15 protein-coding genes and 1 other annotated feature are annotated in these 16,060 nt (G+C 28.8%); of the genes, 10 read left to right on the top strand and 5 right to left on the bottom strand.

Features of this window, described 5'->3' with window-relative positions; translation table 11 throughout:
• The first annotated feature begins 1 nt into the window (after position 1).
• The 6 genes from CS899_RS01780 (at position 2) to CS899_RS01755 (ending at position 5,702) form a co-directional block, all read left to right on the top strand.
• The gene (locus CS899_RS01780) at positions 2-991 is read left to right on the top strand and encodes an aspartate-semialdehyde dehydrogenase (RefSeq protein ID WP_099203249.1); all 990 of its coding nucleotides are present in this window, start codon (positions 2-4) and stop codon (positions 989-991) included.
• 11 nt (positions 992-1,002) lie between these two features.
• A complete protein-coding gene (gene dapA, locus CS899_RS01775; RefSeq protein ID WP_099203248.1) occupies positions 1,003-1,884 on the top strand; it encodes a 4-hydroxy-tetrahydrodipicolinate synthase in 882 nt (293 codons plus the stop codon).
• Positions 1,885-1,892: 8 nt separating this feature from the next.
• A complete protein-coding gene (gene dapB, locus CS899_RS01770; protein WP_099203247.1) occupies positions 1,893-2,642 on the top strand; it encodes a 4-hydroxy-tetrahydrodipicolinate reductase in 750 nt (249 codons plus the stop codon).
• A gap of 10 nt (positions 2,643-2,652) precedes the next feature.
• Positions 2,653-3,627 (top strand): diaminopimelate dehydrogenase, encoded by a 975-nt coding sequence (locus tag CS899_RS01765; protein WP_099203246.1) that lies wholly within the window; start codon positions 2,653-2,655, stop codon positions 3,625-3,627.
• A gap of 89 nt (positions 3,628-3,716) precedes the next feature.
• Positions 3,717-4,424: an alpha/beta hydrolase gene (locus tag CS899_RS01760; protein ID WP_099203245.1), complete on the top strand. Its 708-nt coding sequence runs from the start codon at positions 3,717-3,719 to the stop codon at positions 4,422-4,424.
• A gap of 12 nt (positions 4,425-4,436) precedes the next feature.
• Complete coding sequence (locus CS899_RS01755) at positions 4,437-5,702, top strand: dihydroorotase (RefSeq protein WP_099203244.1); 1,266 nt, start codon at positions 4,437-4,439, stop codon at positions 5,700-5,702.
• Positions 5,703-5,726: 24 nt separating this feature from the next.
• Here CS899_RS01755 and ppdK read toward each other — a convergent pair whose 3' ends face one another.
• From ppdK to asnA, 3 genes are all read right to left on the bottom strand, one after another.
• Positions 5,727-8,375 (bottom strand): pyruvate, phosphate dikinase, encoded by a 2,649-nt coding sequence (gene ppdK / locus CS899_RS01750; RefSeq protein ID WP_099203243.1) that lies wholly within the window; start codon positions 8,373-8,375, stop codon positions 5,727-5,729.
• Positions 8,376-8,385: 10 nt separating this feature from the next.
• Entirely contained in the window at positions 8,386-9,198 is an 813-nt protein-coding gene (locus CS899_RS01745) for a pyruvate, water dikinase regulatory protein (RefSeq protein WP_099203242.1), read from the bottom strand.
• Positions 9,199-9,290: 92 nt separating this feature from the next.
• Positions 9,291-10,304 carry an aspartate--ammonia ligase gene (gene asnA / locus CS899_RS01740; RefSeq protein WP_099203241.1) on the bottom strand — a complete coding sequence of 338 codons (1,014 nt, stop codon included), beginning with the start codon at positions 10,302-10,304 and terminating at the stop codon, positions 9,291-9,293.
• Between the two features lie 187 nt (positions 10,305-10,491).
• Here asnA and CS899_RS01735 point away from each other — a divergent pair, with 187 nt between their 5' ends.
• Positions 10,492-11,397, top strand: a complete 906-nt coding sequence (locus CS899_RS01735) for a DegV family protein (RefSeq protein WP_099203240.1) — start codon at positions 10,492-10,494, stop codon at positions 11,395-11,397.
• A 7-nt stretch (positions 11,398-11,404) separates the two neighbouring features.
• Here the strand turns inward: CS899_RS01735 and CS899_RS01730 are convergent, their stop codons facing one another.
• Together CS899_RS01730 and CS899_RS01725 are read right to left on the bottom strand one after the other, a co-directional pair.
• Positions 11,405-11,656 carry a GIY-YIG nuclease family protein gene (locus CS899_RS01730; protein WP_099203239.1) on the bottom strand — a complete coding sequence of 84 codons (252 nt, stop codon included), beginning with the start codon at positions 11,654-11,656 and terminating at the stop codon, positions 11,405-11,407.
• Positions 11,653-12,270: a regulatory protein RecX gene (locus CS899_RS01725; RefSeq protein ID WP_099203238.1), complete on the bottom strand. Its 618-nt coding sequence runs from the start codon at positions 12,268-12,270 to the stop codon at positions 11,653-11,655. The genes CS899_RS01730 and CS899_RS01725 overlap by 4 nt, the downstream gene beginning before the upstream one ends.
• 191 nt (positions 12,271-12,461) lie before the next feature.
• Between CS899_RS01725 and CS899_RS01720 the strand changes: the two genes are divergently transcribed.
• The 3 genes from CS899_RS01720 (at position 12,462) to leuS (ending at position 16,050) form a co-directional block, all read left to right on the top strand.
• Positions 12,462-13,133: a hypothetical protein gene (locus tag CS899_RS01720; RefSeq protein ID WP_099203237.1), complete on the top strand. Its 672-nt coding sequence runs from the start codon at positions 12,462-12,464 to the stop codon at positions 13,131-13,133.
• 9 nt (positions 13,134-13,142) lie between these two features.
• Complete coding sequence (locus CS899_RS01715; protein ID WP_099203236.1) at positions 13,143-13,364, top strand: YdbC family protein; 222 nt, start codon at positions 13,143-13,145, stop codon at positions 13,362-13,364.
• A 46-nt stretch (positions 13,365-13,410) separates the two neighbouring features.
• Positions 13,411-13,598 (top strand) — a binding site (T-box leader).
• Between the two features lie 40 nt (positions 13,599-13,638).
• Positions 13,639-16,050 carry a leucine--tRNA ligase gene (gene leuS, locus CS899_RS01710; protein WP_099203235.1) on the top strand — a complete coding sequence of 804 codons (2,412 nt, stop codon included), beginning with the start codon at positions 13,639-13,641 and terminating at the stop codon, positions 16,048-16,050.
• Positions 16,051-16,060 lie beyond the last annotated feature (10 nt).

Genomic DNA, 16,060 nt, shown 5'->3' with positions numbered 1-16,060 from the left:
AATGTCAGAGAGAAAAAATTTTAATGTAGCAGTAGTTGGAGCAACAGGAATGGTAGGGAGAACTATATTACAAGTTTTAAAGGATAGAAGTTTTCCTATTGATAGTTTATATTTGTTTTCATCTAAGAAATCAGCAGGTCAAAAAGTTGAATTTAATGGAAAGGACTACATAGTAGAGGAACTTACAGAAACCTCTTTCGATAGAGATATTGACGTAGCTCTATTTTCAGCAGGTGGTACTATCTCTGAAAAATTTGCACCAATTGCAGCAAGTAAAGGTGTAGTTGTAATAGATAATAGTTCACATTGGAGAATGGATAAAGATATACCATTAATAGTACCAGAAGTTAATGGAGAAACTGCATTTAAAAACAATGGAATTATAGCAAATCCAAATTGCTCTACAATTCAATCTGTAGTGCCACTTAGACCTTTACATGATAAATTTAAAATAAAAAGAATTATTTATAACACTTATCAAGCAGTTTCAGGATCAGGTGTAAAAGGAGTAGCAGATTTAGAAAATGGAACATGCGAAAATTACCCTTATCCAATAGCTAAGAACTGCCTTCCTCATATAGATGTATTCTTAGAAAATGGTTATACAAAAGAAGAAATGAAAATGATAGAAGAAACAAATAAGATATTGGAAGATGATTCTATAAAAGTTACGGCAACGACAGTAAGGGTACCTATAAAAAATTCTCATGCAGTTAGTATAAACTTGGAATTTGAGAAACCTTTTGAAATAGAAGAAATATTTGAATTATTAAAAAATGCAGATGGTGTTGTGTTACAAGATGATGTAAAGAATTTAGTTTATCCTCTTGAAGAAACAGCTAATGGGAAAGATGAAGTATTTGTAGGAAGAATAAGAAGAGATTTTAGTGTTGAAAACGGAATAAATTTCTGGTGTGTAGCTGATAATATCAGAAAAGGTGCAGCAACAAATACAGTACAAATTGCTGAATTAATAGTATCTAGATTATAGGAGGAAGACACATGGCAATTTTTAAAGGATCAGGTGTAGCGATAGTAACACCTTTTAAAGCAAATGGAGATATTAATTTTCAAAAATTAGAAGAATTATTAGAATTTCACGTTGAAAATAAAACTGACTCAATAATAATAACAGGAACAACAGGAGAAGCATCTACAATGACTGACAAAGAGCATTTAGCTACTATAAAATTTGCAGTAGATGTTATTAATAAAAGAATCCCAGTTATTGCAGGTACAGGAAGTAATGATACAAGACATGGAATAAATTTAAGTGTGGAAGCAGAAAAATGTGGTGTAGATGGACTTCTTCAAGTAACACCTTACTATAATAAAACAAGTCAAAAAGGATTAGAAGAGCATTTTTTAGCAATAGCTAATGCTGTTAATATTCCAATTATTTTATATGATGTACCAGGAAGAACTGCCATGACTATAGCTCCTGATACTTTAGAAAGATTATCTAAACATAAAAATATAGTTGGATTAAAAGATGCAACGGGAAATCTATCATATACTGTTGAGGTTATGAGACGTTGTGGAGAAAATTTTGCAATTTATTCAGGAAATGACGATGTAGTAGTTCCACTACTTTCTGTAGGTGGAATAGGTGTAATATCTGTTTCAGCAAATATAATACCTAAAGAAACAAGTGAAATGGTTCATTTGTATTTAAATGGTAAAACAAAAGAAGCGGCAGATTTACAAATAAAATATAAAAGATTTATAGATGCGTTATTTACAGAAGCTAATCCAATACCAGTAAAAGCTGCTATGAATATTTTAGGATTTGATGTTGGTGGCTTAAGATTACCACTATATGAAGCTTCAGAATCTACAAAAGAGTTATTAAGAGCAACAATGAAAGAAATAGGATTGTTATAGGTAGAATTATGAATATACTTTTAATAGGAGCTACTGGAAGCATGGGTAAAACCATAATTGATGTCTGTAAAAAACTGGATGAATTTAAAATATCAGCAGGTATAGGAGAAAATAGCGGATTTGAAACTTCATTTCCAATATATCAAGATTTTAGTTTGATAAAAGAAGAAGTAGATGTAGTACTTGATTTTTCAAATCATAGATTAATTTCAGATATTTTAAAGTTTTCTATAGAAAATAACAAGCCTTTGGTAATAGCGACAACTGGTTATACCGAAGAACAAATAAGAGAAATTGAGGAAGCATCAAAATATATACCTATACTTTTTTCTGGCAATATGAGTATTGGAATAAATTTATTGTTAAATGTTGTTGAAAATTTATCTAAATCTTTACCAGAATTTGACATTGAAATAATAGAAAAACACCATAATTTAAAAAAAGATTCTCCAAGTGGTACTGCTAGAATGTTATTTAAATCTGTAAATAGCGGACGTGACAATTCTTTGAAAGAATTATATGGAAGAGAAGGATCTAACTTATCAAGAGATAAAAGAGAAGTAGGTATTCATGCTGTAAGAGGGGGTACAATTGTTGGGGAACACACAGTTATGTTCTCAGGACTAGATGAAGTACTAGAAGTTACTCATATAGCACAATCAAAAAAAATATTTGCAAATGGTGGGTTAACAGCATGTAGATATATAGTTAATCAAGAAGTCGGATTATATAATATGAAAGACATTTTTAAGTTTTAATGGAGTAATAATGGAAAAAATAAAAATAGGAATAGTAGGTTATGGAAATTTAGGTAAGGGTGCAGTAAAAGCTGTAAATCTTTCAAAAGATATGGAATTAGTAGGAGTGTTTAGCAGAAGGAATCCTTCTACAATAGATTCAGATGTTAATATTTACCATATAGATGATATTTTAGATTTTAAAGACAAAATAGATGTTTGCATACTTTGTGGTGGTTCAGCCACAGATTTAAAATTGCAAGGGCCAGAGATCTCTAAATACTTTAACACTGTTGATAGTTTTGATACACATGCAAAAATTCCTGAATACTTTGAAAGTATCGAAGCTGCAGCGAAGGAAGGAAATAATCTATCAATTATTTCTACTGGATGGGATCCAGGATTGTTCTCTATGAATAGATTATTATCTGAAGCTATACTTCCTGAAGGTGAGACTTACACTTTCTGGGGTAAAGGAGTAAGCCAAGGTCATGGAGATGCTATTAGGAGAATAAAAGGGGTCAAAAACGCTGTTCAATACACTATACCAGTAGAAGATGCGGTGAATAGAATAAAAGATGGAGAAAGGTGTAAATTTTCAACTAGAGAAAAACATATTAGAGAATGCTATGTTGTAACATATGAAGATGTAGATTTAAAAGAAATAGAAAATCAAATAGTTAATATGCCTAATTATTTTTCAGAGTATGATACTTTTGTTCATTTTATTTCAGAAGAAGAATTTAATAGAAATTATACTGGAATGCCACACGGTGGTAAAGTTATTAGACTGGGAAATACTTCAAATAATACAAACCAAATATATGAATTTAGTTTGAAATTAGAAAGTAATCCAGAATTTACATCAGCAGTAAATGTTACATTTGCTAGAGCTGTTTATAAAATGAGGAAAGATGGGAAGATAGGAGCTATAACAGTATTTGATGTACCGTTATCATATTTATCTACATTATCTCCAGAAGAGCAAAGAGAAAAATTATTATAAGAGCCTAAAAAGGCTCTTTTTATTTGTAAATTTAAATAGTGAGTAATTTATAGTAAGATATAGATATGAATTAATTATTTAGGAGAATTATGAAAACAGTAGATTTTAAAATTGATTATATTCCAGCAACTTTATGGGGAGATAAAAATGATAAAGTGTTCATAGCAGTCCATGGGAATATGTCTAATAGAAAAGATAAAATTATAAAAAATTTTGTAGAAATTGTAGTAGGTTATGGGTATCAAGTTTTAAGTTTTGATTTAGCAAAACATGGAGATAGGTTAAATGAAAATACTTTATTAAAAGTACAAAATAGTATGATAGATTTAGAAATAGTATATGATTATGTGAGTACAAGATGGAAAAATATTAGTTTATTCTCTGTCAGCTTAGGATCTTATTTTTCACTAATGGCATATAAAAACAAAAAGCTTAATCAAGCTTTGTTGGTTTCTCCTGTTGTAGATATGTACCAACTTATAAAAAATATGATGAACTGGGAAAATATAACAGAAGAAATGTTAAAAAAAGAACAAATTATAGACACACAAATAGGAGAAACTTTGTATTGGGATTATTATGTATTTGTAAAAGAAAATCCTATAGAAAAATGGAATGTAAAAACTAATATTTTATATGGGGAAAAAGATGAAATTGTAGAAATTGATACAATAAATAATTTTTGCAAAACATATAATTCTAAGTTATCCATATTAAAAGATACCAAACACTTTATTAATGATGGAAAATCTTTAGAAAGTTTTAAGAGTTGGGTTATAAATACATTAAATTATTGAGGAGGGAAAATTATGATACTTATAAAAGATGGATTTGTTATAAGTCCTAAAAATAATATAAATGCGAGGTTAGATATTTTAATTGATAGTGGTAAAATAGTAAAAATTGGAAATATAATTGAAGATTCTAACTATAAAATAATAAACGCAGAAGGTTTGATAGTAGCACCAGGACTGATTGACACACACGTTCATTTTAGAGAACCAGGTCAAGAGTACAAGGAAGACATTCATACTGGAGCATTAGCAGCTGCAAAAGGAGGGTTTACAACTGTGATTTGTATGGCTAATACAAATCCTATTATAGATAATATAGAAACATTAAAATACTGTATAAATAAGTCAAAATATGAAAAAATTAATGTATTATTTGCATCAGCCATTTCAAATGGATTTAATGGTAAAGAACTAGTTGATATGAAATTAATGAAAGAAGAAGGAGCAATACTATTTACAGATGATGGCTTGCCTTTATCAGATAGCGGTATAGTTTTGAAAGCAATGGAAAATGATAAAGAACTGGATATGATTTTAAGTTTTCATGAAGAAGACCCAAATTTAATAGGAAGTTTAGGAGTAAACAAAGGAGAAGTATCAAAAAAACTTGGGGTAGAAGGAGCTCCTAGCATAGCTGAAGATGTTTTAGTTGCAAGAGATTGTGCCTTAGCATTATCAACGGGAGCAAGTATTACTTTACAACATATTTCATCAGGAGATTCTGTTGATATTATTCGTTTATTTAAAAAACTAGGAGCTAATATACATGCAGAAGTAACACCACATCATTTTACATTAACAGATGATATTGTTATTGAAAAAAAGAGTTTGGCAAAATGTAATCCACCTATTAGAACAAAGTATCACCAAAATAAAATACTTGAAGGATTAAGAGACGGAACTATCGAAGTAATAGCGACAGATCATGCACCACATTCTATGGAAGAAAAAAATAGGGGACTAATGAATTCACCAAGTGGATTAATTGGCTTAGAAACATCTTTAGCTTTAGGAGTAACGAATTTAGTTGAAGAGAATATTATTTCTTTAGAAGAATTAATAAATAAGATGTCCGTTAATCCCTCAGATATTTATAAATTAAATAAAGGAATAATAGAGGAGAATTGTACTGCTGATATAGTAATATTTGATAAAGATGAAAGCTGGGAAGTAAAAGATTTTTTATCAAAATCAACTAATTCTCCATTTATAGGAGAGACTTTAAAAGGTAAAGTTAAATATACAATATGTGAAGGTAAAATAGTTTATGAAGATAAATAAAAAAAGAGCCAAAAGGCTCTTTTTTTATTTATCTATATGTCCATAATTTTCATTTTTACTTTTTATAGTTGTTTGAGCAACAGTAAGTCTAGCTATAGGAACCCTATATGGTGAACAAGATACATAATCTAAACCTAATTTATAACAAAATTCTATTGAACTAGGCTCACCACCATGTTCTCCACAAATACCTAAATGTAATTTATCATTAGATTTTTTACCTTCAGATACTGCAATTTCCATTAATTTTCCAACACCTTTTTGATCTAGGGTTTCAAAAGGACTTCTTGGGTATATTTTCTTTTCTTCATATTCACCTAAGAATTTACCAGCATCATCTCTTGAAAAACCAAAGGCCATTTGTGTCATATCATTGGTACCGAAACTAAAGAAATCAGCTTCTTTTGCAATTTCATCTGCAAGTAATGCAGCTCTAGGAACTTCTATCATAGTACCTATGTGATATTCTAAAGAAGAAGAATTTTCTTCAAAAACTAAGTTTATTTCTTCGATTATTTCATTTTTAACATATACTAATTCTTTAACATCACCAACTAAAGGAATCATTATTTCAGGAACTATATTTAATCCTTCTTTTTGATGCTTTAATGCTGCTGATATTATTGCTCTGGCTTGCATTCTATAAATTTCAGGATAAGTAACAGCAAGTCTACAACCTCTGTGACCAAGCATAGGGTTTACCTCATGTAAATCTCTAACAGTATCATTTACTTCTTCGTAAGTTAATCCCATTTCTTTTGCAAGATTTTCAATATCTTTCTTTTCTGTAGGTAAGAACTCATGAAGAGGTGGATCTAATAATCTTATAGTAACTGGACGTTCTTGCATAACTTTATAGATTTCGTAAAAATCATTTTCTTGCATAGGTCTAATTTTTTCTAAAGCATTTTTTCTTTGTTCAGTAGTTTTAGATAAAATCATTTCACGGACAACGGGAATCCTATCTTCATTAAAGAACATATGCTCCGTTCTAGTTAAACCAATTCCTTCAGCTCCAAATTTTATAGCTTGAGCAGCATCTTTAGGTGAATCTGCATTTGTTCTAACCTTCATATCTCTTACTTCATCAACCCAACTCATAAAAGTCTCAAAGCTTCCAGATAGAGCAGGGTCTACTTTATCTATATTTCCAATATAAATAGTACCGTTATTACCATTAAGGGAAATTGTATCTCCTTCTTTAAGAATAACATCTTTGCATCTTACAATTTTTTGAGATTCATCAACCATAACTTCACTTGCACCAGCGACACAACATTTTCCCATGCCCCTAGCAACTACAGCAGCATGAGATGTCATACCACCTCTAGCAGTAAGTATACCTTGTGCTGAAATCATTCCTTCTATATCTTCAGGGGAGGTTTCTTGTCTAACCAAAATAGTTTTTTCACCTTTTTTTGAAGCTTCAACAACATCTTCAGCGTTGAAATAAATCTTCCCTGAAGCAGCACCAGGAGAAGCAGCTAAACCCTTAGATAAAATTTCAGCTTTTTCTAACTGTTCAGTGTCAAAAGTAGGGTGTAGCAGTTGATTTAAACTATTAGGTTCTATTCTCATAATAGCTTCTTCTTTAGTAATTAAACCTTCTTTTACTAAATCTACAGCTACATTTAAAGCAGCTTGAGCAGTTCTTTTCCCACTTCTTGTTTGTAAAATAAATAATTTACCATTTTCAATAGTAAATTCTAAATCTTGCATATCTTTATAATGATGTTCTAATTTATTAGCAGTACTTAAAAACTCATCATAAACTTCAGGCATTATTTCATGAAGAGTAGATATATGTTCTGGAGTTCTAATACCAGCAACAACATCTTCTCCTTGAGCGTTAATTAAATATTCACCGAATAATTTGTTTTCTCCAGTAGCTGGGTTCCTAGAGAAAGCTACTCCAGTACCAGAAGTATCTCCCATATTACCAAATACCATTGATTGAACATTTACAGCGGTTCCTAGAGAACTGTCAATATTATGAAGTTTCCTGTAAATTTCTGCTCTAGGATTATTCCAAGATCTAAAAACTGCTTCAATAGCATATTTTAGTTGTACTAGTGGATCTTGAGGGAATTCCTCATTTAATTCTTCTTTATAAATATTTTTAAAAGTTCCCACTAATTCTTCTAAATCTTCAGAATTAAGGTCACTATCTAATTCGACATTTCTTTTTTCTTTCATGTTTTCTAAAGCTGTTTCAAAATGTACTTTCGGAACTTCCATAGCAACATCTGCAAACATTTGTATAAAACGTCTGTAAGAATCATAAGCAAATCTTTTGTTTTCAGTAGACTTAGCTAGACCAATAACGGATTTATCATTTAAACCAAGATTTAAAATAGTATCCATCATTCCTGGCATTGAAAATACAGCGCCACTCCTTACAGAAAATAATAGGGGATTATCTTCATCTGAAAATCGTTTATTTAATTTTTCTTCTGTAGATGAGATATGTAAATTTATTTCATCTAACAATTCATCCCATAATGACTGATTTTCTTCATAATATCTGTTACAAGCTTCAGTAGTAATAGTAAACCCAGGAGGTACACTTAAACCTAAGCAAGTCATTTCAGCTAGGTTAGCACCTTTTCCTCCCAATAAACTTCTCATGTCCTTGTTGCCTTCACTAAAATCATAAACATATTTTTTAGTCATAACCACACCCCTATATTTCATTATTAATTTTTTTTAGATGTCTAATAATAATATCTGCTGTTTCTTCTATAGCTCTTTCAGAAACATCAATTATTGGACAGCCGACTTTTTTTAAGATTGAATCTGCGTACTCTAATTCAGTTAATATTCTATCAACATTTGAATAAGAGGAGTTAGAGGGTAAACCTAAAGATTCAAGTCTAGATTTACGAATAATATTTAATTTTCCAGGAGAATTTGTAAGACCAATAATTTTTTTTGCAGGAATTTCAAATATTTCTTTTGGAATTGGTGTTTCTGGAACTAAAGGAATATTTGCCACTCTATAGTTTTTATTTGCAAGATACATTGATAATGGAGTTTTTGAAGTTCTAGATACTCCAAGTATAGTTATATCTGCGCTAAGAACACCTCTAGGATCTTTTCCGTCATCATAACGGACAGCAAAGTCTATAGCGTCAACTCTTTTAAAATATTGAGCATCAAGACTTCTTAGAGCACCTGGCTTCGTTTTAGATACTTGACTAGTTATTCTTTCAATAGCGACAATTGAAGGAGTTAATACATCAACGCACATGAGTCCTTTTAAGTCACAATTTTTTTTCATGGTCTCAATTAGACTTTCGTCGACTAAGGAATAAAATACTATTGTATTCTCCTTTTTTTCTATTTTATCAAAGATATTATTTAGAGTAACAACATCCCTAACATGAGAAAATCTATTAAAAGATTTTGCTCCAACATCAAATTGTGCTATGGAAGCGTTTATTACTTGTTCACAAGTTTCTCCTGTCGAATCTGAAATTATTATAAATCTTATCATAAACACACCTCTACTTATCACATATTCATATTACTATTATACATTATATTTTTCAATATTCTACAAAAATAAATAAGCTCTATAAATAGAGCTTACAAAAGGTTTATTTTATTTTCTTTGCATTTTTCAATCATATCTTCTGGCCAAATACTTGATTGAACTTCTCCAATATGAGCTTTTTGTAGGAAAAACATGCATAATCTTGATTGACCAATTCCACCACCTATAGCTTGAGGATACAAGTCATTTAATAAATTTTTATGGAAATCTAACTCCAATCTATCTAGAGTATTAGATATCTCTAACTGATATTTTAATGATTCTTTGTTTACACGTATTCCCATAGAAGAAAGTTCTAAGGCATCATTAAGTATTGGATTCCAAACAATTATATCGCCATTCAATCTCCAATCGTCATAATCAGGAGCACGCAAATCATGAGGTATTCCAGAATTTAATTTTTCTCCAATACCTAGTAAGAACATAGAACCGTTATTTTTACAATATTCTCTTTCTCTATCTTCTGGAGATAAAGAAGGATATAAATCTTCTAATTGTTGAGTTGTAACTATGTTGAGTTTTTCACTTAATAAGGGCTTATAATTAGGATAATGTTCCATTAACATTTTTTGTGTATTTAAAAGTATATTATAAATAACTTTAACGGTACTTATTAAATATTCTTTATTTCTATCTTTTTCAGAAATGGCTTTTTCCCAATCCCATTGGTCAACATAAAAAGAATGGGTATTATCACAAGTTTCACAAGCTCTAATAGCATCCATATCTGCATATATTCCGCTTCCAACTTGTATGTTATATTCTTTTAAAGCATTTCTTTTCCATTTAGCTAGTGAATGAACTATCTCTAAATTCATATTAGATTTTCCGTTTCTTACCTTGAAGTGAACAGGAATTTCGGTACCACTTAAGTTATCATTTAATCCAGAATTAGACTCCACAAATAATGGAGCAGAAACTCTAGTCAAATTTAGTGATTCAGCAAGATTTTTCTCGAAAAAGTCTTTAATTAATTTGATTGCTTTTTGTGTTTCTAAAAGATTTAAGTCTGACTTGTATCCGTCAGGTATAATGAGCTTTGACATTAATTGCCTCCTGAAAATAATATAAACATTATACTTTAATGAAATAAAATGGTCAAATTATTTGCCAATACTTATAAATGGACATGTCTTTTTTGAAATTATATATAACAATTTACTAATATTATTGATATCTATATGTTTATGTTATACTTGTATTTAAAAGTTAGTTGATTTAAAGGAGTATTCTATGACATTAAAAATAATATTAGATTCAGGTAGTGATATGCCTATTGAAATAGCAGAAAAAAATGATATATCTATTTTGCCATTAACTGTTATATCAAATGGAGTTGAATATATTGATGGATTAAATTTAAAACCAAAAGAGTTAGTTAGTAGAATGAAAAATGATGAAGTTTTTACAACATCTCAAGTTTCATATGAACAATTTCATATTAAATTTAATCAAGAATTAGATAGAGGAAATGAAATTGTTTATTTATCCTTATCCGGAGGTATTTCAGGATGCTATGCTTCGGGAATGATGGCAGCAAATGATATTTTGGAGGATAATCCTAATGCTCCAATTTATGTAATAAATTCAAAATGTGCTTCTTTTGCTATATCTTTAATAGCATTGAGAGCATCAATGATGATTAAACGAGGTTTTAAAACTAAAGAAATTATAAGTAAAATTCATGAATTGTGTGATAATACAGATCATTACTTCACGGTTGACGATATGAAATATTTATACAGAGGTGGTCGAGTTACAGCAACTCAAAAAATATTAGGAGGGATGCTTAATATAAAACCTTTGTTGACAGTAGATAAAGAAAATGGAATTTTAATAGGAATAGACAAAAAAAGGGGTTTGAAACAAGTTTATAAAAAAATTATAGACTTAATAAAAAAGAATACACAAAATAATAAAGTATTAGGAAATCAAACAATAGCTGTTTTTCATTCAGGAGTAGAGGACTATGCAATTGAACTAAAAGATATTTTATCCAATGAGATAGGATATACGGATATTATTCTAGGGGATATAGGCTCCACAATAACTGCACACACAGGCCCAGGCTGTATAGTGGTATTTTACTCTAAAAATGAAATAGGAGAAGGTTTAGATACAATTGAATATAAAAAATAGTAGAACTTTAAGTTCTACTATTTTTTTCTATTAAATGTAATTTCTTTTGTCTAGTAAATTTTTTTATTTGAAACTCTCTTTTCATAGCTTCTACTTTAGTAGGATATTTTTCTATATAAATAAGCTTAACAGGAGTTCTGCCTCTTGTATATTTAGCACCTTTTCCGATATTGTGTGAAATTAGCCTTCTTTCAATATCATTAGTCCAACCTGTATATAAAGTACCATCTATACATTCCAGAATATATACATAATTCATTTTAGGTATTCCTCAATAATAGAATTTACAATATTATAGTCAAATCCTTTTTGTGTTAAAAAGCTATACATTTTACTTTTTAATTTATATTTATCATATTTTTTTGTCCAAGAATTTATTTTTTTGTCTATAAAAAATTTTGCATTACTATAGTCTACATCATAAACATCATCAAAATATTCATTTAAATCAAAATTATTGATACCTTTAAATTTTAATTCATACAATATTTTTTTTGAACTCCAATTATTTAGTCTTCTTTTATTGTCATAAAATGATTTAGCAAAGTTAATATCATCAATTAGGGTTATAGACTTAAGATAATATATAACATTTTCTATAACATGTTCATCATTGGTTTCTTTTTTTAATCTATCATAAATTTCTTTTTCGGTTCTATTTCTATAGCTTATATAATTTAATATTTTGCTAATTAATTTTTGTTTTTCAGTAAATGCTTCTAAAGACTTAATAAGTTTTTCAGATAAAACCATACCAACTGACAAATTCAAATCATTATATAAGTTACAATCTGCAAAATAAGAATAGTCAGTATCAGTAATTATTTCAAAAAAATTTAATGTATCCTTAAATATTATTTCTTTTATTATCATAATGAAATAAGAGTATAAATAAGTGGTACAACCATAACTATAATTAAGAGCAAAGAAACTATTCTAACTATTTTTTTATTGTTCTTCATTACTTTCACCTCAAAGTAATTTTAACATATGTGTTTTTTATTTTCTATAAACTTGTCTTTTTTTAATAAAATGTTAAACTATTTATTGAAAGTTGGGATGAGATGAATAAAAATACTTTATTAAAAGAATTAAAGGCTCAAATTTATGATAGAGAAAAATATACCAATATCAAAGAACAAATTGAGGATTTAGAGCTAGAGAAAAAATTTATAGAAAAAGATATTTTATTTAGAATGAGAGAGGTAGAATTATTACAAAAATATATTTTTCTAAATGAGAACTACGACTCTAGTTTTTTGCAGATAATAAATGAACAAGTGAAGAATGAATTTTTCTACAGTGAGGACTTAAATAAGTCCAAAACTAACAAAAAAGTTAACTCAATAGGTGAATTAAAAAAATGCAAAGAGATTTTTTTAAACAATGAATATTTATTATGTAATTATTTATATAACGATGAGTTTAATTTTGTAAAAGATTTATTGGATAAATCAAGAAAGGCATATAAAGATAAAAATTTAAGGTTATTAAAGCTATATGAAGATATTGCTAAGAAAAAATTTTATAGTAAGTTAGAAATAGGAACAATTGACGAGAAAATTTTAAAAAAATCTATAGAAAAAGTGAAAAATGAAACTAGAAACATGAAAGATAATAATAAAATTTTAAATGAAGTATTTAATGATGTAAAAAAACTTGAAAAATTAAGAAAAGAGTTAAAAGAAATACTTTTGATGTCATTACCGGAAAATAAGAATAATTATATAATGTAGGAGGAAAAAATGTCGGAATTTAAATTTGAAATAGTAGAAAATATTGGGATATTATCAGAAAATGCAAAGGGATGGAGGAAAGAACTAAATTTAGTAAGTTGGAGTGAAAGAGAGGCTAAGTATGATATAAGAGAATGGAATCCAGATCATACAAGAATGAGCAAAGGTGTAACTTTTACAGAAGATGAAATGAAAATTTTATTAGAACTACTTAAAGATGAGTTAGAATAATTGATTTTAGTCTAGATAAATGATATAATTTCAGAAGAAATTTAATAAAAGTATTATGTATGAAAGTAGTAAATTAATTAGTGTTTTCAAGAGAGTAGCTGGTTGCTGAAAAGTTATATTACACTATAATTGAACTTGTTCATATATCAAATAATAGACGGGACACCGTTAAATGTACACAAGAGGGTTTTAACCAATAAGAGTGGTACCGCGAATATAACTTTCGTCTCTTAAACAGAGATGAGAGTTTTTTTATTTCAAAAGGAGGAAATTAATGGAGATGTATAATCCTAATGCTATTGAAAAAAAATGGCAAAAACACTGGGATGAAGAAAAACCATTTAAAACAGAAATTGATAGTAATAAGGAAAAATTCTATGCTTTGATAGAATTCCCTTATCCATCTGGACAAGGACTTCACGTTGGTCATCCAAGACCATATACTGCTTTAGATATTGTATCTAGAAAAAGAAGATTACAAGGACAAAATGTATTATATCCTATGGGATGGGATGCGTTTGGACTACCAGCAGAAAATTATGCTATAAAAAACAAGGTTCATCCAGCTATAATAACAGAAAAAAATATTAAAAGATTTAAAGAGCAATTAAAATCAATAGGGCTTTCTTTTGATTGGGATAGGGAAATAAACACAACAGATCCAAATTATTACAAATGGACTCAATGGATTTTTATAAAAATGTTTGAAAAAGGTTTGGCATATAAAAAAGAGATGCCAATTAACTGGTGTCCTAGTTGCAAAGTAGGTTTAGCCAATGAAGAAGTAGTAAATGGATCTTGTGAAAGATGTGGTTCAGAAGTAGTACACAAAGTTAAAAATCAATGGATGTTAAAAATAACAGAATACGCTAATAGGCTTATAGATGATTTATCTGATGTAGACTATCCTGAAAAAATAAAATCTCAACAAATAAATTGGATAGGAAGATCTTATGGATGTGAACTTGATTTTTTAATTAAAGATTCAGAAGACAAACTAAAAGTTTATACAACTAGACCAGATACTGTTTTTGGAGCTACTTACATGGTTATAGCAGTAGAGCATCCACTAATAGAAAAATACAAAAATAAAATAGATAACTTTGATGAAATTTTAGATTATAAAAATGAAGTTATAAAAAAATCAGAATTTGAAAGAACTGAATTAAATAAAAGTAAAACAGGTGTTGAATTAAAAGGAATAAAAGCCATAAATCCAGCAACTGGTAAAGAAATTCCTATATTTATTTCAGATTATGTTTTAATGACTTATGGAACAGGTGCAATAATGGCAGTTCCGGCTCATGATACTAGAGACTATGAATTTGCTACAAAATTTAATTTACCAATAGTTGAAGTTGTATCAGGAGGAGATATATCAAAAGAAGCATATACTGATACAGAAACAGGTATAATGATTAATTCAGGATTTTTAGATGGATTATCAGTAAAAGATGCTAAAGAAAAAATAGCTGAATTTATTGAAGATAAAGGACTTGGTTATAAAAAGACTAATTTTAAACTAAGGGATTGGGTATTTACGCGTCAGAGATATTGGGGAGAGCCTATACCTTTGGTTTATTGTGAAGATTGTGGTTGGGTTGCAGTACCAGAAGAAGAACTTCCAGTTAAACTTCCAGAAGTAAAAGAATATGAACCAACAGATGATGGAGAATCACCACTTGCGAAAATAGAATCATATGTGAATACAATATGTCCAAAATGTGGAAAGCCTGCAAAAAGAGAAACTGATACTATGCCTCAATGGGCAGGTTCATCATGGTACTATTTAAGATATTTAGATCCGAAAAACAAAGAAGCTTTAGCAAGTAAAGAAAGTATTGAATACTATGCTCCAGTAGATTGGTATAATGGGGGTATGGAACACACTACATTGCATTTGCTATATTCAAGATTTTGGCACAAATTTCTTTATGACATAGGAGTTGTTAATACAAAAGAACCATATATGAAAAGAACTAGCCATGGCATGATACTTGGAAATAACGGTGAAAAAATGTCTAAATCTAGAGGTAATGTTATTAATCCAGATGATATTATAAGGGACTTTGGAGCCGATACTTTAAGAACATATGAAATGTTTATAGGAGATTTTGAAAAAGCTGTTCCATGGTCAGAAAATGGAGTTAAAGGCTGTAGAAAGTTTTTGGAAAAAGTTTGGAAATTACAAGGAATTGTAAATGATAAAGAAGAATATACAAAAGAATTAGAGAGTATTATTCATAAAACTATAAAAAAGATTACTGAAGATTTTGAAAACTTAAAGTTTAATACTGCTGTTGCACAGCTAATGACACTTTTAAATGAATTTAATGCTCATAGAAGTATTTCTAAGTTAGACATAAAAACATTTTTAATATTACTAAATCCGGTAGCTCCTCATATTACTGAAGAAATTTGGGAAAGAATTGGATTTGAAAATCATATCTATAATACAACATGGCCAGTTTATGATGAAAAGAAAACCGTTGATAGTACTATAGAATTACCTATACAAGTAAATGGAAAATTAAGGTCGACATTAACCGTTTCTAAAGACGAAAGCCAAGAAAACATAATGAATCAAGTTAAAGATATAGAATCTATTAATAAATATTTAGATGGTAAAAATATTGTTAAAATAATTTATGTAAATGGGAAAATATTTAATATAGTGGTAAAATAAGTCTATTAAT

This window comes from Miniphocaeibacter massiliensis, assembly GCF_900232905.1.
Classification (GTDB): domain Bacteria; phylum Bacillota; class Clostridia; order Tissierellales; family Peptoniphilaceae; genus Miniphocaeibacter; species Miniphocaeibacter massiliensis.
This window is presented reverse-complemented; position numbering and strand designations above follow the sequence as displayed.